The sequence below is a fragment of the Stenotrophomonas sp. CS3K5 genome, assembly GCF_059515225.1.
Genome location: NZ_JCAKRX010000016.1, coordinates 77,999 through 97,289, shown reverse-complemented (window position 1 = coordinate 97,289; position 19,291 = coordinate 77,999). Strand labels below are relative to the sequence as shown.

Here is a 19,291-nt window from a genome sequence, read left to right as displayed (position 1 = left end):
CCTCATTCCTCCGCCGAGGGCGGGTTCGACGCCAGCAGTTCCAGGTGCCGCTGTTCCATTTCCTGGCGCAGCTGGCGGCGGATCTGCGCGGCGGCCTGGCGGCGCTTCTCATCGGAGGTGGCCGGCTGCAACGGCGGCACCGGCGTCGGCCGACCGTCCTCATCCACCGCCACCATGGTGAAGAAGCAGCTGTTGGCGTGGCGCACGCTGCGCTTGAGGATGTCCTCGGCCACCACCTTGATGCCGATTTCCATCGACGAGGTGCCGGTATGGTTCACCGAGGCCAGGAAAGTGACCAGTTCACCCACCGCGATCGGCTGGCGGAACATCACCTGGTCCACCGACAGGGTGACCACGTAGCGGCCGGCGTAGCGGCTGGCGCAGGCGTAGGCCACCTGGTCGAGCAGGCGCAGGATGGCGCCGCCGTGGACCTTGCCGGAGAAATTGGCCATCTCCGGCGACATCAGCACGGTCATGGACAGCTGGTGGGTTTTCAGTTCGGTCGACATGGCCCGATTGTATCGACAACCGGGGAGTGCCGGCCGCTGGCCAGCAACCGCGCACTGTTTTCCCGGCATCATGAGAAAGCCGGCCAGCGGCCGGCTCTACCTGAAAAGAGAAGGGCCGCTTGCGCGGCCCTTCGTGTTTCTTACTTCAGCTTCGCATCGGCGCGCAGGGCGGCGGCGCGGTCGGTCTTCTCCCAGGAGAAGGCCGTGGCGTTGACGGTCTCGCCTTCGCCGTTGAGGTAGCTGAACTCCTTCGGCTTGCGGCCGAAGTGGCCATAGGCCGCGGTCTGCTGGTACATCGGGTGCACCAGGTCGAGCATCTTGATGATGCCGTACGGGCGCAGGTCGAAGTGCTTGCGGATCAGCTTCTCGATCTTGTCGTCGCTGATCTTGCCGGTGCCGAAGGTGGTGACCGAGATCGAGGTCGGCTCAGCCACGCCGATGGCGTAGGAGACCTGCACTTCGCAGCGGTCGGCCAGGCCGGCGGCAACCACGTTCTTGGCGACGTAGCGCGCGGCGTAGGCAGCCGAACGGTCGACCTTGGACGGGTCCTTGCCGGAGAACGCGCCACCACCGTGACGGGCCCAGCCGCCGTAGGTGTCGACGATGATCTTGCGGCCGGTCAGGCCGCAGTCGCCCACCGGGCCGCCGATCTCGAACTTGCCGGTCGGGTTGATGTGGAACTTGGTGCCCTTGTGCAGCCACTTGGCCGGCAGCACCGGCTTGATGATCTCTTCGCGGACGGCCTCGATGAGGTCCTTCTGCTTGATGCCCGGGGCATGCTGGGTCGACAGCACCACCGCGTCGATGGCCGAGACCACGCCGTTTTCATAGCGCAGGGTGACCTGGCTCTTGGCGTCCGGGCGCAGCCACGACAGCGGCGAGTTCTTCTTCTTGCGGATCTTGGCCTGCTGCTCGACCAGGCGGTGCGACAGGTGGATCGCCGCCGGCATGTAGCTGTCGGTCTCGTTGGTGGCATAGCCGAACATCAGGCCCTGGTCGCCAGCGCCCATTTCTTCCGGCTTCTTGCGGTCCACGCCCTGGGCGATGTGCGGCGACTGCTTGCCGATCAGGTTCAGCACGCCGCAGGTGGCGCCGTCGAAGCCGACGTCGGAGCTGTCGTAGCCGATGTCCGTGATGACCTTGCGGGTCAGCGCTTCCAGGTCGATCCAGGCGCTGGTGGTGATTTCACCGGCCACAATGGCAACACCGGTCTTGACCATGGTCTCGCAGGCCACGCGGGCGCGCTGGTCCTGGGTCAGGATCGCGTCCAGCACCGCATCGGAGATCTGGTCGGCAACCTTGTCCGGATGGCCTTCGGAGACCGACTCGGAGGTGAAGAGATAGCTGGACATCAGGCGGTATATCCCTTGATTCGGATGGAAAGATGGGCGCGCATGATACACGGGGTGCGCCGCCTGTGCATTGTGAACTGGTACCGGTTGCCGGTGGTTAAGCCCGCGTAGGCCCGCAGGGGCCGCCAGCGCGGGATTGGGGCCCAGCCTCGAGGCCCAGTGTTCCACCAGCGTGACAACGGGCGGGCGGCCTGGCGGCCCCGACCGCGCAGGTCGCGACGCCGACGGGCGGGGGGCCGTCGTCATCGTTCTGCCCCAGAACCGCCATCTGGCTGCCGCCTGCCGGGCGCAGGCTGTCGGCCAATCCGGCCGCCGGGCATGAGTGGATCCGCCATGCAGGAACTCGAACAGCGTCTCCAGCAACGCTTCCCCGATTGGTTCCATGGCCGTCGTGGCCAGCTGGCGCGGCCGTTGCTGCGCAGCGTCGGCCGCTGGTCGCGGCTGGACCAGATCGAGGCCTTCCTGCAGCGCAGCTCCGGCCTGCGCGGCTTCGGCTTCGTCGCCGCCGGCCTGGAGTTCATCGACGGCCAGTACCAGGTGGACCCCGCCGCCCTGGCCAAGATTCCGGCCAGCGGCCGCCTGCTGATCGTGGCCAATCATCCGTCCGGGGCGCTGGACGCCCTCGCACTGCTTGACGCGGTCGGCCGCATCCGCCGCGACGTGCGGATCGTGGCCAACGACCTGCTGGGGGCGATTGCGCCGCTGCAGGATCTGCTGCTGCCGGTACGCATCCTCGGTGGCAAGGCGCAGCGCGGCAGCCTGCATGCGGTCGAAGAAGCGTTGGCGGCCGAGCAGTGCGTGATCGTGTTCCCGGCCGGTGAAGTCTCGCGACTGTCGCTGCGCGGTATCCGCGATGGCCGCTGGCAGCGCGGGTTCGTCCGCTTTGCCCGCGCCGCCGGCGCGCCGGTGCTGCCGGTGCGGGTGGAGGCGCGCAACTCGGCGCTGTTCTACGGCGCCTCGACCCTGTTCAAGCCGGCGGGCACCGCGCTGCTGGCGCGCGAAATGTTCACCCGTCGTGGCCGCCCGCTGCGGCTGAGCATCGGCGAGCCGATGCAGCTGGGCAAGGGCGGTGATCCGGGCGCACAGCTGCTGGCGGTGCGCCGCGCGCTGTATGCGCTGGGCCGCAACGGTGTGGCCGCCAATGCCGCTGCCTTCGCAGGCCCCGAGCCGCTGGCGTCCCCCGTGCCGCCCTCGCAGGTTGCCGCCGGCATCGCCACGGCCACCCAGCTGGGCCAGACCGCCGACGGCAAGCAGATCCTGCTGGCGACGTGTACGGCCGACTCTCCGCTGCTGCTGGAACTGGGCCGCCTGCGCGAACTGACCTTCCGTCAGGTGGGTGAGGGCACCGGCCGCAGCCGTGACCTGGACGACTACGACCCACAGTACGAACACATCGTGATCTGGGACGCGGCCGCGCAGCGCATCGCCGGCGCCTACCGGATCATGCGCGGCGCGCAGGCGCTGGCCCGGCACGGCCTGTCCGGGCTCTACAGCGCGTCGTTGTTCCGCTATTCCGACGACGCCATCACCCACATCGCCGAGGGCCTGGAACTGGGCCGCAGCTTCGTGGTGCCCGACTACTGGGGCAGCCGCAGCCTGGACTACCTGTGGCAGGGCATCGGCGCCTACCTGCAGTGCCGGCCGGGCATCCGCTACCTGTTCGGTGCGGTGTCGATCAGCGCGGCGTTGCCTCGTGATGCGCGCGAGCAGCTGGTGGCGTACTACCAGCGCTATTACAGCGGTACCGCCGGGCTGGCCGAATCGAACCGGCCGTTCCAGTACTTCGCCGCGCCACCGAGCTTCGGTGAACTGGATGCCGGCGCCGCGTTCGATGTGCTCAAGGCCAACCTGGCCGCGCTGGGGACCGGGGTGCCGACGCTGTACCGCCAGTACACCGACCTGTGCGAACCCGGCGGTGCGCGTTTCCTGGCTTTCGGCGTCGACCCGGACTTCAGTGATTCGATCGACGGCCTGATCGAAGTGGACCTGTGCGCGATCCGGCCGAACAAGCGCAAGCGCTACCTGCGCGACGCGGGGGTGCCGGCATGAGCACGCTGGCGAACCTGTCGCCGCACCGGCGCGCCGTGTTCGTCTCCGACGTGCACCTGGGTTCGCGTCATTGCCATGCCGCCGAGCTGGCGCGGTTCCTCTCGCAGCTGCGCTGTGATCGGTTGTACCTGGTCGGTGACATCATCGACCTGTGGTGGATGGCCCATCGCCGTGCCAACTGGCGGCAGTCGCACAGCGAAGTCATCCAGGCCCTGCATGCGCTGCGCCGCGCCGGCACCGAGATCATCTACATCCCGGGCAATCACGATGCCTCGCTGCGCCACGTGTGCGGGGTGATGCTGCCGGCAATGCAGGTGCGCCGGCGTGCCATCCACGTGACTGCCGACGGGCGCCGGCTGCTGGTCGCGCACGGCGACGAGTACGACGGCGTGACCCATTTTGGTGGCCTGCAGGAAAAGTTCGGTGACTGGCTGTACTACCGTATCCTCACCGGCAACCAGGCGCTGAACGCGGTGCGGCGCCGGCTGGGCATGCGCTACTGGTCGTTGTCGGAGTTCCTGAAGAAGCGCAGTGGCGCGGCCGAGCGTTATATCGAGCGCTTCGTGCAGGCCGGGCTGGACGACGTGCGCCGGCGCGGGCTGGATGGCATCGTCTGCGGTCATATCCACCGCGCCACGCTGGTGGAGCGCGATGGCCTGGTCTACGCCAATGACGGCGACTGGGTGGAGAGCCTGACGGCGCTGGCCGAGGACCATGATGGCGCGTTGCGCCTGCTCGATCACAATGGCCAGACGCTGGTGGAGTTGCCGGGCGCGCGATTGTCACAGGCGGCCTGACCGCGTCCGTCCCCTTGTAGAGCCGAGCCCATGCTCGGCTGCCGTTACGCGCAACGAAGAGCAGCCGAGCATGGGCTCGGCTCTACATGCACCGCCCGCAAGCCGCTAGCATCGGGCCATGGATTCCCTGACCCAGATCGTACTTGGTGGCGCCGTTGCCGCTGCCATCGCCCCGCCCGGCCATCGCCGCGCGGCCCTGTTGGCCGGTGCCGCGCTGGGTACCCTGCCGGACCTCGACGCGTTGTGGCTGGGCTTCACCGCCGCTGATCCGGTGGCGAACATGATCGAGCACCGCAGCTTCAGCCATTCGCTGCTGGTGCTGCCGTGGGTGGCCGCATTGATCTGGTGGCTGTTCAAGCGCTTCGGCAACGGTCGGGTCGCGCAATCGCCGACGCGCTGGTTCTGGGCGATCCAGCTGGCGCTGGTCACCCATCCGGTACTGGACGCCTTCACCGTCTACGGCACGCAGCTGTGGTGGCCGCTGCGGCCGCATCCGGCGATGGGCTCGAGCGTGTTCATCATCGATCCCGCCTACACGGTGTGGCTGCTGCTGGGCTGCGTGCTGGCCTGGTTCGGACGTGCACGGCCGTGGGCGGGCACGGTGCTGGGCCTGGCGCTGCTGGTCAGCAGTGCCTACCTGGGCTGGGGCCTGATCGCCAAGGCGCAGGTCGACCGTGCCGCGCAGCAGAGCCTGGCGGCGATGGGGCTGGGCGACGCGCCACGCTTCTCGGTGCCGATGCCGTTCAACACGCTGCTGTGGCGGGTGGTGGCGATGACACCCAGCGGCTACGTGGTGGCTGACCGCTCGCTGCTGGCCGACCAGGGGCCGATGCAGTTCGAGGGCCATGCGTCCAACGTGCAGGCACTGCGCGAAGCCGCGGCGATTCCAGCGGTGCAGCAGCTGCAGTGGTTCAACCGCGGTTTCATGCGTGCGCAGGTGGTGGAAGGCCGGCTGGTGCTGAGCGACCTGCGCATGGGCCTGGAACCGGACTACACCTTCAACTTCGTGGTGGCCGAGCAGGTGGACGGGCGGTGGCAGGCGATCGTGCCCGAGCAGCGCCGCACCGATTACGCCAGCCCGCAGGCACGGGCCGAGATGAAGGGCCGGCTGGCAGCGATGTGGCAGCGGATCTGGCACACCGCGCCGTAGATCCACGCCATGCGTGGATGGCACCGTAGATCCACGCCATGCGTGGATCGGACCCTCAATACACCGTAGCGCGGCCCTGCACGAACGAATAGAAGAACACCGCATTCGGATCGTTCTGCACCAGGCGGAACTCGCGCCGCATGCCTTCCACCGTTTCCTCATCCACCGTACCGGCCTGCAGCAGCTGGTCGGCGGCCGACAGCAGCAGCTGTTCCCAGAACGCGATCATCGTCTTGCGACGGGCCGGTTCGCGGTTGTCCAGGTGGATGGTCTTGATCTCGGTGTGCACATCGCGGAAGCCGCCGGCCAACAGCAGGTTGCCCAGCTTGGCACCGACGAACGGATCGCCGCCATGGTCGTACTGGAAGTCGTTGAAGGCCATCCAGTAACGCCAGATGTGCGGCGAGTACGGATCGAGCAGGAACGAGGCGTTCATCACTTCGGTGATGTACACCGGCGATCCGGGGGCGAGTACGCGGCGCACTTCACTGAGCACGCGCGCTGGCGACGGTACATGCTCCAGCACCCAGCACAGGAACGCGGCATCGAAGCTGCGCGCTTCGAAGGGCAGCTCGCCGGCGTCGGCCTGCTGCAGCGTGTAGCGGTCGCTGCACCACGGCGTGCGGGCCAGGTTCTCGCGGGCAGTGGCCAGCTGGGCCTCGCTCAGGTCCACGCCGGTCACGTGCAGCTCGGGGAAGCGGCGCAGCAGGATCTCGGTCTGCGCCCCCACGCCGCTGCCCACTTCCAGCAGGCGCCGCGCGCCGCTGTAGTCGATCTGGCCGAAGATGCTCGATTCCAGCAGGCGGGCCTGGGTCATCAGGCGCTGCTGCTCGGTGCCGGAGAATCCGTGCAGGTAGGTCGGGGAAGAGATCGGCGGAGTCATGGCGGGCTCGTGTGGAGGTCGAGTTTGCTGGGGAGCGTAGCGTCGAGCTTGCTCGACTGTTCTGAAAACCAGTCGAGCAAGCTCGACGCTACAAATGCGCAGGTGATCAGGCGGCCGACGGCAATGCCGGTTCCCCGGCGATCAGGCGGTCGAAGTACTCGGTGGTCAGCGCGATCTGGCTCTGCGGGTCTTCGGCACGGTTGACCACCGCACGGAAGGCGGCGTTCTCCGGCCGGTCCTTGGCATACCAGCCCAGGTGCTTGCGCGCGATGCGCACACCCTGCGGCTCACCATAGAAGGCATGCAGCGCATGCAGGTGGCCCAGCAGGATGTCGCGCACTTCGGCCAGCGAGGGCGGCGGCAGTTCCTGCCCGGTGGCCAGGTAATGCGCCACTTCGCGGAAGATCCACGGCCGGCCCTGCGCCGAGCGGCCGATCATCACCGCATCCACGCCGGTCTGCTGCAGCACGTAGGCGGCCTTCTGCGGCGAATCGATGTCGCCATTGGCGATCACCGGAATGCGCAGCGCGGCCTTGATCTCGGCAATGGTGCTGTATTCGGCCTGGCCGGTGTAATGCTGGTCGCGGGTGCGGCCGTGCACGGCCAGCGCGGCGATGCCGCTGTCTTCGGCAATGCGGGCAATGACCGGGCCATTGCGGTGGTCGCAATCCCAGCCAGTACGGATCTTCAGGGTGACCGGCACATCCACCGCGTTGACCACCGCTTCCAGGATGCGCGCCACCAGCTGCTCGTCGCGCATCAGCGCCGAACCGGCCCAGGCGTTGCACACCTTCTTGGCCGGGCAGCCCATGTTGATGTCGATGATCTGCGCGCCATGGTCGACGTTGTAGCGCGCCGCCTCGGCCAGCTGCTGCGGCTCGGTGCCGGCGATCTGCACGCTGATCGGCGCCGGCTCGCCGTCATGGTCCATGCGGTGGATCGACTTGCGCGTGTTCCAGAAGCGCGGGTCGCTGATGGTCATTTCCGAGGCGGCCAGGCCCGCGCCCAGCCGTTTGCACAGCAGGCGGAACGGCTTGTCGGTGACGCCGGCCATGGGCGCCAGCACGACGTTGGGGGCAATGGTGTACGGGCCGATCTGCATGCGCCCATTGTAGAGCGCGGGCGGGGCCTGGGCGGTGTCGGTGGGCCCCGGGTTCAGGCCGATCGGCACCGACCTCATGCCGTACCGGCATCAGCAGATGCTTGACGGTTGCTTCCGCCGCCCCCAGGCGCGGGTGATGGTGGGCGGCTGGGTGGGCCGGTAACGCGCATCCACCCATGGCGTGGATCTACCACGGGCTCCCCGGTCGCTTCCCACGGGGGTGTGGCCATCCCTCGGTAGATCCACGCCATGCGTGGATGGACGGCCAAAAAAAAACCGGGCATCTGCATGCCCGGGCCTCTTCATCCACAGATGGAGTGGATCTACACGTCGGCCGGGGTGAAGCGCGGCATCGCCGCAGCGGCGCCTTCCTTCTCGGTGGAACGGCCGGCGAACTGGTTGGCGAAACGCACGTGGCGGGCGAACGGGGCGTCGGCCACCTGCGCCAGCGAGGCCGCCAGTGCACCGTTGAAGGCGTCACCGGCACCGGTGGTGTCGATCGCCTGCACCTGCTCGGCACCCACGCGGTAGTAGGGCTGGGTGTCGCCGCGCAGGTTTTCGTCGGCATGCGAGACGAACACGCCCACCGACCCCAGCGTCACCACCACCGTGCCGTTGCCGACCAGCTTGCGGCACAGCGCATGCAGGCTGGCGCCATCCAGCGCGGCCACGTCGTTGGCATCCACGCGCTCGCCGACATGGCGGCCGAGCAGGGCGACGAACTCGGTCTCGTTCGGGGTGATCACATCGGCCAGCTTGAGCAGGCCGATGGTCGAGGGCGCGTCGGCCGGCGCAGTGTTGAGCACGGTGGTAACACCTGCCTCGCGGGCGGTGGCCAGTGCCGCTTCAATGGTCTGCACCGGCGATTCCAGCTGCACCAGCACCACCTTGGCGGCGGTCAGCCGCGCCTGCTGCTGCTGCAGGAAGTCGGTGCTGAGCGCGGCGTTGGCGCCGGGGCCGATGACGATGGTGTTGCGGCCACGCGCGTCCACGTAGATGCCCGCGGTGCCGGTCGGCTCGCTGCTGGCCTCGGCGATCAGCCCGAAACCATCCTGCGCGGCCAGTTCGCGTGCGGTGGCACCACCGGCGTCATCGCCGAGCGCGCACACGAAGTGCGTCTCGGCGCCGGCGCGGCAGGCGGCCACGGCCTGGTTGAAGCCCTTGCCACCCGGGCCGGTGCTGTAGCGGCCGGCAATGGTCGCGCCCGGTGCCGGCAGCGACTCGCACCGCCACACGTGATCGACATTGAAGGAACCGACGACAACGACACTGCTGCTCATAGGGAATCTTTTCTCAACCAAGGGTTCAACTGAAGTGCGTCAGCACGCCGGCGATGGTGGCCGTCATGAAGGTGGCAATGGTACCGCCCAGCACCGCGCGCAGGCCGAACTTGGCCAGGTCGTGGCGACGTTCCGGGGCCAGACCGCCGATACCGCCGATCTGGATGGCGATCGAGCTGAAGTTGGCGAAGCCGCACAGCGCGTAGGTGGCGATCAGGCGGCCTTCGTCGGACAGGGTCACGCCGGCGATCTGGCCGTTCACGATCTGCGACAGTTCGGTGTAGGCCACGAATTCGTTGATCACCACCTTCTGGCCGATCAGCGAACCGACCGTGGTGGCGTCGGCCCACGGGGTGCCGATCACCCAGGCGATCGGGGCCAGCACGTAACCGAAGATGGTCGACAGGTTGGTCGGCTTGCCGATCATCGCGGCCAGGCCGGTGACATCACCGATCCAGGTCAACGGGGCGTTCAGCAGGGCGATCAGGGCGATGAAGGCCAGCAGCATGGCGCCGATGTTCAGCGCCAGCTTCAGGCCGTCACCGGCGCCGGCGGCGGCTGCGTCGATGATGTTGCTGGAGGTCTTCTCCACTTCCATCTTCACCGTGCCGCGGGTCAGCGGGGTGCCGGTTTCCGGAATCAGCAGCTTGGCCACGACCAGGGTGGCCGGCGCCGCCATGATGCTCGCCGCCAGCAGGTGCTTGGCGTAGAACGCCTGCTGCACCGGGTCGCCGCCGCCGAGCATGCCCACATAGGCCGCCAGCACGCCGCCGGCGATGTGCGCCATGCCGCCGATCATCATGGTCAGCAGCTCGGACTGGGTCATCTTGGCGATGTAGGGGCGCACGGTCAGCGGCGCCTCGGTCTGGCCGATGAACACGCTGGCGCAGACGCTGGTGGTTTCCGCGCCGGACACGCGCATCACCTTGGTGATCGCCCACGCCATCACGCGCACGATCGCCTGCATGACGTTGAGGTGGTACATCACGCCCATCAGCGCCGAGAAGAAGATGATGGTCGGCAGCACCTGGAAGGCGAAGATGAAGCCGTAGTTCTGAGTGTCCATCAGCGAGCCGAAGATGAACTTCGAGCCTTCATTGACGAAGCTCAGGACCTTGACGAAGCCGTGGCCCAGCGCGTCGAACACGTCGCGGCCGCCCGGCACCAGGATCACCAGCGCCGCGAAGGCGATCTGCAGGGTGATACCGGTGGCAACCAGCTTCCAGTCAACCGCGCGCTTGTTGTTGGAAAACAACCAGGTGATGCCGATCAGCACCGCCAACCCGAACAGGCCGAAGCCGATCCTGCCCAAACCTTCGACCATGTGAGTGACTCCCCTGGGGCGTCGCGAAAAACGGGAAGCCTAGTGCAGGGCCGGGGCCGGGGCAAGGAAAAGCAGCGTGCAGGCGGCCATCGGTACCGATCAGGCCAGCAACGGCAAGGGCTTGCGGCCGGCGCCGGCAGGTAGAATGAGGTTCGATCCCGGCCCGGATGCGGGCCCGCAGCAGGAGATTTGCATGCACTACCGTCGCCTGGGCTCCACCGGCCTGCCGATTTCCGCCCTGTCCTTCGGCGCCTGGATGACCTTCGGTGACCAGATCCCGCGCGACCAGGCCCGCAACCTGGTGGCCGCCGCCTGGGACCACGGCGTCAACTTCTTCGACAACGCCGAGGGCTATGCCAACGGCCGCGCCGAACAGGTGATGGGCGATGTGATTGCCGACCTGCGCCTGCCGCGCGATGGCTTCTGCGTGTCCAGCAAGGTGTTCTTCGGCAGCGCCAAGGACCCGCGGCCGACCCAGCGCGGCCTGTCGCGCAAGCACGTGACCGACGCCTGCCACGCCGCGCTCAAGCGTCTGCGGGTGGACTACCTGGACCTTTACTACTGCCACCGCCCGGACCCGGACGCACCGGTTGCCGAGACCGTGCATGCCATGGACACCTTGGTGCGGCAGGGCAAGATCCTCTACTGGGGCACCTCGGAATGGTCGGCTGCGCAGATCCAGCAGGCGCTGGACGTTGCCGAAGCCCACAACCTGCAGGGCCCGTCGATGGAGCAGCCGCAGTACAACCTGCTGCACCGCGAGCGGGTCGAAGTCGAGTACGCGCCGCTGTACGCCCGCGCCGGCCTGGGCACCACCGTCTTCTCGCCGCTGGCCTCGGGCCTGCTGACCGGCAAGTACGACCAGGGCATTCCCGATGATGCACGGCTGGGCCGGGAAGGCATGGAATGGCTGCAGGACCTGGTGCTGGGGGCCGACGCCGAAGCGCGCCTGGCGCAGGTACGCCGTTTCAGCGAAGTGGCGCGCGCGCTGGGCCAGGCCCCGGCCACGCTGGCCATTGCCTGGTGCCTGCGCAACCCGAACGTGTCCAGCGTGATCCTCGGCGCCAGCCGGGTCGAGCAGCTGCTGCAGAACCTGCAGGCGCTGGACGTGCTGGAGCGGGTGGATGCCGCCGGCTGGGCGCAGGCAGAAGCCGCGTTCGCCTGACAACCCTTTGTAGAGTCGAGCCATGCTCGACTTCGCGCGCAGCGCGGGTGTTTCCAGACGACGGCGCCAAGAGCAGTCGAGCATGGCTCGACTCTATAAAGGTGCCACGCCATTTTGATTGACGAAATCTATCGAATTTACGAATTCGATCATTAATCTCATCAATGAAAGTGAGAATGGTTGTTGATTGTCAACTGAGAATCATTATCATTTAACTCGTCCCTCGCACGAGTCCAGATGCTCATGAATGCTCAACCTGTACTGCTGCGCCCCGAAACGCTGACCCTCCGCGATCGTCCGGTCCGCGTCGTTCCGCCGGAAGAGGTCATCGACAGCGAAGCCCTGCTCAAGGGCCGTCGTGAAATCCTGATCCAGCACGGCGACCGCTTCTACCGCCTGCGGCACACCAGCAACGACAAGCTGATCCTGACCAAGTAACCGCGGTCTGGTCGCCCGCCTCCCTCCCTCCTGCCGGCAGCGTCGGCAGGGTGGGCGACCCGTCCGCGCCCGCTCTCTCCCCCTCGGTCTACCGCGTGCACCTTCCGGGTGTGCCGGTAACCGGGGGTTCCCCTGCCTGACCGACCGAACCCGATGACCCGCCATACCGCCCTCTGCCTTGCCGTCTGGATCGCGCTGCCGCTGTCCGCACACGCCGCTGCTGCGGCCAGCGCCGCCCCCGAGGCGCGCGAATTCGACCGCGTGCAGGTCACCGCCACGCGCACCGAACGCGCGGTCAGCGACGTTGCCGCCACCGTCGATGTGATCGACCGCGAACAGATGGATCGCCATCTGGTGCAGGACATCAAGGATCTGCTGCGCTACGAGCCGGGCCTGTCGGTCAGCCGCAGCGCGGCGCGCTTCGGCCTGGGCAGCATCCGCATCCGCGGCCTGGACGGCAATCGCGTGCGCGTGCAGACCGATGGCATCGCCATGCCGACCAGCTTCAACATCGGCTCGTTCTCCAACGCCAACCGCAACTTCACCGATCTGGACACGCTCAAGCGCGTGGAGATCGTGCGCGGCCCGGCCAGCTCGTTGTACGGCTCGGACGCACTCGGTGGTGTGGTGGCGTTCGTCACCAAAGACCCGGCCGATTACCTCAAGGACGGCAAGGACAGCTACGTCGGCCTGAAGTTCGGCTACGACGGCGAGTGGAAAGGCCTGCTTGGCGGGGTGACCAGCGCCTTCGGTGGTGAGCACTGGAGCGGCATGGTCAACATCAACCATCGCCAGGGCCAGGAAACCGACAACAAGGGCGACGTGCGCAGCCTGGACAACACCCGCACCGCCCCCAATCCGCAGGACCGCGACGGTCGCAGCGGCCTGGCCAAGCTGGTCTACGCACCGAGCGAGGACCAACGCTTCCGCCTGACCGTGGAAGGCAACGAAGACAACACCGATACCAACGTGCTGTCCTCGATCGACCGCACCACTACCACCGGCATGAAGGCACGCGATACGCAGAACCGAACCCGCGTGTCGTTCGCGCATGAAATGGATGCGCTGGACAAGAGCTTCGCCGACAGCCTGCACTGGCAGCTGTATACCCAGCACAGCGAAACCACCCAGATCACCGACGAAGACCGTGCCAACCGCAGCCGTCGTCACCGCGAGTTCAACTTCGACCAGCGCGTGTATGGCCTGCAGGCCCAGTTCAACAAGGCCTTCAGCACCGGCAGCGTCGAGCACGCGTTGACCTATGGCTTCGAGGGCGCACGCACCGAGATCCGCCAGAAGCGCGATGGCTTCCAGGTCCTGGCCAACGGCCAGACCAGCACCACCATCCTGCCCGATGCGTTCCCAGTCCGCGATTTCCCGATCAGCAAGACCACCGAGCTGGGACTGTACGCACAGGATGAAATGCGCCTGGCGGGCGACAAGCTGTCGCTGGTGCCTGGCGTGCGCGTGGACCGCTACGAACTGAAGCCGGAGGTGGACAGCATCTTCGCCGAAGACAACCCGGGCGTGGCGGTGGCCAAGCTGACCAAGACCAGCGTCTCGCCGAAGTTCGGCCTGGTCTACCGCTTCACCGACCAATGGTCGCTGTTTGCCGGCTACTCGCATGGCTTCCGTTCGCCGCCGTACAACGACGTCAACCTCGGCTTCACCAATTTCGCCTTCGGCTACACCGCCATTCCCAATCCGGACCTGAAGCCGGAAACCAGTGATGGCATGGAACTGGGGCTGCGCTTCCTGTCGCCGGCCGCCTACGTCAGCCTCAGCGGCTACTACAACGAGTACAAGGACTTCATCGAGTCGCAGTCGCTGGTGGGTACCAACGCACAGGGCCTGATGGTGTTCCAGTCGCGCAACATCGCCGACGCCCGCATCTATGGCGCCGAACTGAAGGCCGGCGTCGACTTCGGCCAGATCAGCCCGAGCCTGCAGGGTTGGGCACTGCGCAGTGCGGTGGCGTGGTCGCGTGGCGACAACAAGACCGAGGATGTACCGCTGGATTCGGTCGACCCGCTGCGTGGCACCGTCGGGCTGATGTATGACACCGACACCTGGGGCGTGGAACTGGCCGGCACCTTCGTCAAGCGCAAGGACCGCGTCGCTTCGGCCACGGTGTACCGCCCGGCCGGCTACGGTGTGGCCGACCTGATGGCGCACTGGAACTTCGCCCCGGGCGCCACCTTCAACGTCGGCGTGTTCAACCTGGGCGACAAGCGCTACATCGATTGGTCCAACGTCTCCAGCGTGGGGTCGACGCTGTCGCCGACCAGCCGCGTGCTGGACCGCTATACCAGCCCCGGCCGCACCCTGTCGGCCAGCCTTGCCGTGTCCTGGTGATCCCATGAGCCGAGCCCTGTCCGCCCGTCGTCTGTCGTCCGCCCTGCCGCGCCCTTCGCAGCAGGCGTGGCCCACGCCGGCGCAGCTGGCAGCGCTGGGCACCGTGCTGTGCCTGCACAACGCTGACGGCAGCGAACTGGGTGGCTGGCACCAGGCGGTGCGCGTGCACGCCTGCCAGGGCGTGGACAGCGAGGGTCTGCGCGAAAGCCTGTGCTTCCTCGACGGACGCGGCCGCTGCGTGTGGCGGCTGTACCTGCTGCCGGACAGCGATTTCCTGGCCTGGGACCGGCTGGTCGCATCGCTGCCACCGGGCCCGGAGCACGACAGCGATGGCAGCGTGGGCGAACGCCTGTGGCGGCGCCTGGCCGGTCATCTGGGCGGGCAGCGCTGGCGCCTGTGCGCACTGCGCCTGCACGCCGCCGACGAGGGCCGCACGCTGGCCGCGAGCCTGTCCACGTTGTCGTCACTGGGCGCGGCCACGGCACGCCGCATCGCACGCATGGAAGGTGCCGAGGGCGAACTGGCGATCGACGACTGCTGCTGCGCCGATGCGGCGCGGCGCCCGGCGCAACGCGTCCCCGGCGACCTGCCGCTGATCCGCCTGTGATCGTTTCCTGATCGAACGCCTGTCGGCCACCGATGGCCTCTCAACGAACCTGCAACCCCGAAGGAAGACCCCGATGAAGTTCCAGACAGCCAGCGCCCTGCTGTTGCTCGCCGCCAGCGGCGTTGCCAGCGCGCAGCCCTCCGACATCGCCCGCGACCATGACAGCATCCTGGCCATGCAGGGCGAGTACACCGTTGATTTCGCCTTCGACGAAACCGTGCTGCTGAAGCCGGGCTACGAGCGTGCGCCGGCCATGCGCAGCGGCGGCAACGAAGTGGTCGTCGTGGTCGAGGACAGTCCCAAGCGCATCGTGCTGCAGCATCTGCTGCTGGACGAGAAGAGCGGCCACATCACCAAGCACTGGCGCCAGGACTGGGTGTACGAAGCGCCCAACCGCTTCGAGTTCAGTGCCGACCAGACCTGGCAGGTACGCAATATTCCGGCCGCCGTGAACCAGGGCGCCTGGACCCAGTGCGTGTACGAAGTGAGCGATGCCCCGCGCTACTGCGGCACCGGCAAATGGAGCTACACCAACAACGTGCCGAGCTGGACCAGCGACCTGAGCTGGCGCCCGCTGCCGCGTCGTGAGTACACCAAGCGCAGCGACTACAACGCGCTGGCCGTGATCAACCGCCACACGCTGACCCCGAACGGCTGGACCCACGAACAGTTCAACACCAAGGTGCAGCGCAACGCCGATGGCAGCCAGGTGGAGATCGCCCGCGAGTTCGGTTTCAACGACTACGTGAAGACCACCGAGATCGACTTCACGCCGGCGCGCAACTACTGGAAAGCCACCGCCGGCTACTGGGCCAAGGTGCGCCAGCGCTGGGACGGCTTCCTCGGCCAGGCCCCGGGCGTGCATCTGAAGACCAAGCTGGACGGCATGGCGATGATCATCCCGCTGTTCACCCAGGCCGAAGAGATCCAGGCCGGCAAGAAGGTGAAGGACACGCAGATCGACGCGGTATTCGCCGAGTACGTGGAAAAGGCCCGATAACGTCGGGTCAGACTCGACTGACTCCGCTTCGTTCTGGCAGTTGCCGAGCTTGCTCGGCACGCTCTTTCCCGCATCCACGCGTGGCGTGGATCTACCGGTTCCGGCGTCGCGTCAGGCTTCGCGCAGGGCCAGCGCCGGCGGCGTGTGCAGGATGCGGCGGGTGCCCCACCAGCCGGCCAGCAGGCTCAGCCCGATACCGACCAGCCCGCCCAGCAGCAGGCCCGGCCAGGGCGGCAGCAGCGGCAGCTCGAACACCTTCTGCGAAACCACCACACCGATGGCCGCGGCCGCGCCCACCGCCAGCAACGCGGCCAGCGTGCCCAGCGCACCGAACTCGACCAGCACCGCACCACGCAGCTGCCGCCGGGTCGCGCCCAGCGTGCGCAGTACCGCGCTGTCGTAGCGGCGTTCGCCGGCCGTGGCCTGCAGCGCGGCCAGCAGCACCAGCACGCCGGCCAGCAGGCTGAACACCATCACCAGCTGCACCGCCTGCGCCACCCGCTCCATCACATCGCGCACCTGCGAGATCACCGCATCCACATCCAGCAGCGACAGGTTCGGCTGCGCGCGCACCAGCTCGCCCAGCCCGGCGGCCTTGCCGGCCGGCAGATGGAATGCCGACAGCAGGTTGTGCGGGGTGTCACCCACCGCATTGGGGTTCAACAGCACGAAGAAGTTGGGCCGGAAGGTGTTCCAGTCGGCCTTGCGTACGCTGGTGACGGTGAACTCGCGTTGCTGCTCGCCCACCGCAATGCTGATGCGGTCGCCCGGATGCACGCCATAACGCTTGGCCCAACCGATCTCCACCGACGCTTCCGGCGCCGTGCTGTCGGCCTTCCAGAAGGTGCCGTCGACCAGCGTGTTGGCCGGCGGGAAGGTACTGCGCCAGCTGAAGTTCAACGGCCGGTTCTCGTCGTCGTCATCGCGCTGGCCTTCGCCCTGATCCGCTTGACCGCTCTGTTCCGGCGTGCGGTCCACCCGCAGCGGCGGCTTGCCGTTGATCGCGATCAGGCGGCCGGTGGCCATCGGTTCGACGCTGGCGTCGTTGGCGCCGAGCCCGCGCAGCGCGGCCAGTACGTCCTGGCGCTGTTCGGGCTGGATGTTGATCAGGAAGTAGTTCGGCGTATCGGCCGGCAGCCGCTCGCGCCACTGCTGCAGCAGGCCCGGTCCAGTCACCGCCAGCAGCAGCAACGCACACAGCGACAGCGACAGCCCGACCAGCTGCATCACCGCCAGCAGCCGGCGCCGGGTCAGTGCGGCCAGGCCCAGCCGCCAGTTGCCGTGGAGGCGGTGCTGCAGGCCGCGCAGCAGCTGCAGCAGCACGAAGCCGACCGCGCCGGCCGCCACCGCCAGCGCCGCCAGGCCGCCGAGCACCCACAGCGCCAGTTTCAGGTCACCGGTGACCTGCACCGCCAGCAGCAGGCTGGCGCCCAGCGCGGCCACGTAGGCCAGCAGCGAGGCCGGCGGCAGCGCGGCGAAGGAGCGGTTGAGCACGCGCATCGGCGGCACCCCGCGCAGACGCAGCAGCGGCGGCAGGCCAAAGCCGAACAGCAGCAGCAGGCCGATGCCGGCGCCGGTCAGTGCCGGCATCGCTTCGGGCAGCGGCAGGCGCTGCGGCACCAGGCTGCCCAGCACCTGCACCAGCCCCTCCTGCGCCGCCATGCCCAGGCCGATGCCGAGTGCGCAGGCCGGTACCGCCAGCATCAGCAGCTGCAGCGCCAGGCCAAGCAGGACGTCGCGCTGGCGTGCGCCCAGGCAGCGCAGCACCGCCACCTGGTCGATGCGGCGCAGGGCGAAACGGTTGGCCGCCAGTGCGGTCGCCACGCCGGCCAGCAGTACCGCCAGCAGCGCACTCAGGCCGAGGAAGCGGCCGGCCAGGTCGAAGGCCTGGCGCACGCCGCGCTGGGTGTCGTCCACACTCAGCAGGCGCTGGCCCTTCACCTGGGGCAGCAGCCACTGGCGCAGCGCGGCAACCTGGTCGGCCGGGCCGGCGAACATCAGGCGATAGTTGACCCGGCTGCCGGGGCCGAGCAGCCCGGTGCCTTCCACATCGGCGCGGTTGACCAGCAGGGTGGGCGAGAGCGTCAGCAGGTCGCCGCCTGTGTCCGGCTCGGACTCGATGATGCCGGCGATGCGCAGCGTGCCGCTGCCGAATTCGAGGTCATCGCCGGCCTTCAGCCCCAGCCCCTGCAGCAGGCGCGGGTCGGCATAGGCCTGGCCCTGCGGCGGCATGCCGGCGTTGTCGATCAGCGCGCCGCCGGGCGTGGCGCGCACCCGCAGCGTGCCGCGCAATGGGTAGCCGGCCTGCACCGCCTTGATGCTGGCCATCTGGCTGGCATCGCCCTGGAACAGCACGCTGCCGAAACTGGCGATGCGGGTGTGTGCCAGGCCACGGCGCTGCGCTTCTTCGGCGAAGGCCGCTGCCGGATCGGTGCGGCCTGCGATGCCGAGGTCGCCGCCGAGCATCTCCGCCGCGCTGCCGGTCAGGGCCAGGTTGACCCGGTTCACCAGCGTGCCGACCGCGGTCATCACCGCCACGCCCAGCACCAGTGCGGCGAACACGGTCAGCAGGTCGCCGGCCAGGGCTTCGCGGCGCAGCGCGCGCCACGCATGGCGCAGCAGGTTCATGCCTGGGCCCCGTGTTCGACCGGCAGCAGGCGGCCGTTGTCGATGCGGTGGATGTACTGGCAGCGCTGGGCCAGGCGCAGGTCATGGGTGACCAGCACCAGCGTGGTGCCGCTGCCGGCATTGAGTTCGAACAGCAGGTCGCTGATGTGCTGGCCGGTGGCGTGGTCCAGCGAGCCGGTCGGTTCGTCGGCAAACAGGATGTGCGGGCGGGTGACGAAGGCGCGTGCCAGTGCCACGCGCTGCTGCTCGCCACCGGACAACTGGCGCGGATAGTGGCGGGCACGGTGGGACAGGCCGACCTGGGCCAGTACCTCATCGACCCGCGCGCGGTCCTCGCGGCCGGCCAGTTCCAGTGGCAGCGCGACGTTCTCGGCGGCGGTCAGCGCCGGCAGCAGGTGGAAGCTCTGGAACACGAAGCCGACGGTGCGCGCGCGCAGCTGCGCCCGCGCTTCTTCGTCCAGGCTGCCCAGATCCTGCCCGGCCACCGCGATGCGGCCACGGCTGGGCAGGTCCAGCCCGGCCAGCAGGCCGAGCAGGGTGGTCTTGCCGGAACCTGAAGCGCCAACGATGGCCACGCTGGTGCCTTCATGGACGGTCAGGGTGATGTTGTCCAGTATGTGGACTTCACCCTCCGGGCCCTGCACGGATTTGC

The 19,291-nt window shown here is 68.0% G+C and carries 16 protein-coding genes; 8 read left to right on the top strand and 8 right to left on the bottom strand.

Features of this window, described 5'->3' with window-relative positions; genetic code table 11:
- Positions 1–2: 2 nt before the first annotated feature.
- Both AC5YGJ_RS19285 and metK read right to left on the bottom strand, forming a co-directional pair.
- Positions 3–509, bottom strand: a complete 507-nt coding sequence (locus AC5YGJ_RS19285; RefSeq protein ID WP_249841898.1) for an acyl-CoA thioesterase — start codon at positions 507–509, stop codon at positions 3–5.
- A gap of 140 nt (positions 510–649) precedes the next feature.
- Entirely contained in the window at positions 650–1,861 is a 1,212-nt protein-coding gene (gene metK / locus AC5YGJ_RS19280; RefSeq protein WP_010481882.1) for a methionine adenosyltransferase, read from the bottom strand.
- Positions 1,862–2,194: 333 nt separating this feature from the next.
- Between metK and olsF the strand changes: the two genes are divergently transcribed.
- From olsF to AC5YGJ_RS19265, 3 genes are all read left to right on the top strand, one after another.
- Positions 2,195–3,910, top strand: a complete 1,716-nt coding sequence (gene olsF / locus AC5YGJ_RS19275) for a bifunctional ornithine lipid synthase OlsF (protein WP_496187442.1) — start codon at positions 2,195–2,197, stop codon at positions 3,908–3,910.
- On the top strand, positions 3,907–4,707 hold the full coding sequence (locus tag AC5YGJ_RS19270) for a UDP-2,3-diacylglucosamine diphosphatase (RefSeq protein WP_249841896.1): 801 nt from the start codon (positions 3,907–3,909) through the stop codon (positions 4,705–4,707). The genes olsF and AC5YGJ_RS19270 overlap by 4 nt, the downstream gene beginning before the upstream one ends.
- 118 nt (positions 4,708–4,825) lie before the next feature.
- Positions 4,826–5,857, top strand: a complete 1,032-nt coding sequence (locus AC5YGJ_RS19265; RefSeq protein WP_249841895.1) for a metal-dependent hydrolase — start codon at positions 4,826–4,828, stop codon at positions 5,855–5,857.
- Positions 5,858–5,912: 55 nt separating this feature from the next.
- Here the strand turns inward: AC5YGJ_RS19265 and AC5YGJ_RS19260 are convergent, their stop codons facing one another.
- From AC5YGJ_RS19260 to AC5YGJ_RS19245, 4 genes are all read right to left on the bottom strand, one after another.
- Positions 5,913–6,740, bottom strand: coding sequence for a methyltransferase domain-containing protein (locus AC5YGJ_RS19260; RefSeq protein WP_249841894.1), 828 nt, complete (start codon positions 6,738–6,740; stop codon positions 5,913–5,915).
- Positions 6,741–6,846: 106 nt separating this feature from the next.
- Entirely contained in the window at positions 6,847–7,842 is a 996-nt protein-coding gene (gene dusB, locus AC5YGJ_RS19255; protein WP_107230407.1) for a tRNA dihydrouridine synthase DusB, read from the bottom strand.
- 323 nt (positions 7,843–8,165) lie between these two features.
- Positions 8,166–9,122 (bottom strand): ribokinase, encoded by a 957-nt coding sequence (locus AC5YGJ_RS19250; RefSeq protein ID WP_249841893.1) that lies wholly within the window; start codon positions 9,120–9,122, stop codon positions 8,166–8,168.
- Between the two features lie 25 nt (positions 9,123–9,147).
- Positions 9,148–10,446 (bottom strand): NupC/NupG family nucleoside CNT transporter, encoded by a 1,299-nt coding sequence (locus tag AC5YGJ_RS19245; protein WP_107229884.1) that lies wholly within the window; start codon positions 10,444–10,446, stop codon positions 9,148–9,150.
- Between the two features lie 193 nt (positions 10,447–10,639).
- Here AC5YGJ_RS19245 and AC5YGJ_RS19240 point away from each other — a divergent pair, with 193 nt between their 5' ends.
- From AC5YGJ_RS19240 to AC5YGJ_RS19220, 5 genes are all read left to right on the top strand, one after another.
- Positions 10,640–11,611 carry an aldo/keto reductase gene (locus tag AC5YGJ_RS19240; protein WP_496187441.1) on the top strand — a complete coding sequence of 324 codons (972 nt, stop codon included), beginning with the start codon at positions 10,640–10,642 and terminating at the stop codon, positions 11,609–11,611.
- 243 nt (positions 11,612–11,854) lie between these two features.
- Entirely contained in the window at positions 11,855–12,049 is a 195-nt protein-coding gene (gene hemP, locus AC5YGJ_RS19235) for a hemin uptake protein HemP (protein ID WP_005412278.1), read from the top strand.
- A gap of 153 nt (positions 12,050–12,202) precedes the next feature.
- A complete protein-coding gene (locus AC5YGJ_RS19230; protein WP_496187440.1) occupies positions 12,203–14,404 on the top strand; it encodes a TonB-dependent hemoglobin/transferrin/lactoferrin family receptor in 2,202 nt (733 codons plus the stop codon).
- A 4-nt stretch (positions 14,405–14,408) separates the two neighbouring features.
- Complete coding sequence (locus tag AC5YGJ_RS19225; RefSeq protein WP_496187439.1) at positions 14,409–15,011, top strand: Hemin transport protein; 603 nt, start codon at positions 14,409–14,411, stop codon at positions 15,009–15,011.
- Between the two features lie 73 nt (positions 15,012–15,084).
- Complete coding sequence (locus tag AC5YGJ_RS19220) at positions 15,085–16,011, top strand: DUF6607 family protein (RefSeq protein ID WP_496187438.1); 927 nt, start codon at positions 15,085–15,087, stop codon at positions 16,009–16,011.
- Positions 16,012–16,122: 111 nt separating this feature from the next.
- On the opposite strand, the gene AC5YGJ_RS19215 is transcribed toward AC5YGJ_RS19220, so the two are convergent.
- Together AC5YGJ_RS19215 and AC5YGJ_RS19210 are read right to left on the bottom strand one after the other, a co-directional pair.
- On the bottom strand, positions 16,123–18,639 hold the full coding sequence (locus tag AC5YGJ_RS19215) for an ABC transporter permease (protein WP_496187437.1): 2,517 nt from the start codon (positions 18,637–18,639) through the stop codon (positions 16,123–16,125).
- Positions 18,636–19,283 (bottom strand): ABC transporter ATP-binding protein, encoded by a 648-nt coding sequence (locus AC5YGJ_RS19210; protein ID WP_309334487.1) that lies wholly within the window; start codon positions 19,281–19,283, stop codon positions 18,636–18,638. Before AC5YGJ_RS19210 ends, AC5YGJ_RS19215 begins: the two co-directional genes overlap by 4 nt.
- Between the last annotated feature and the right edge of the window lie 8 nt (positions 19,284–19,291).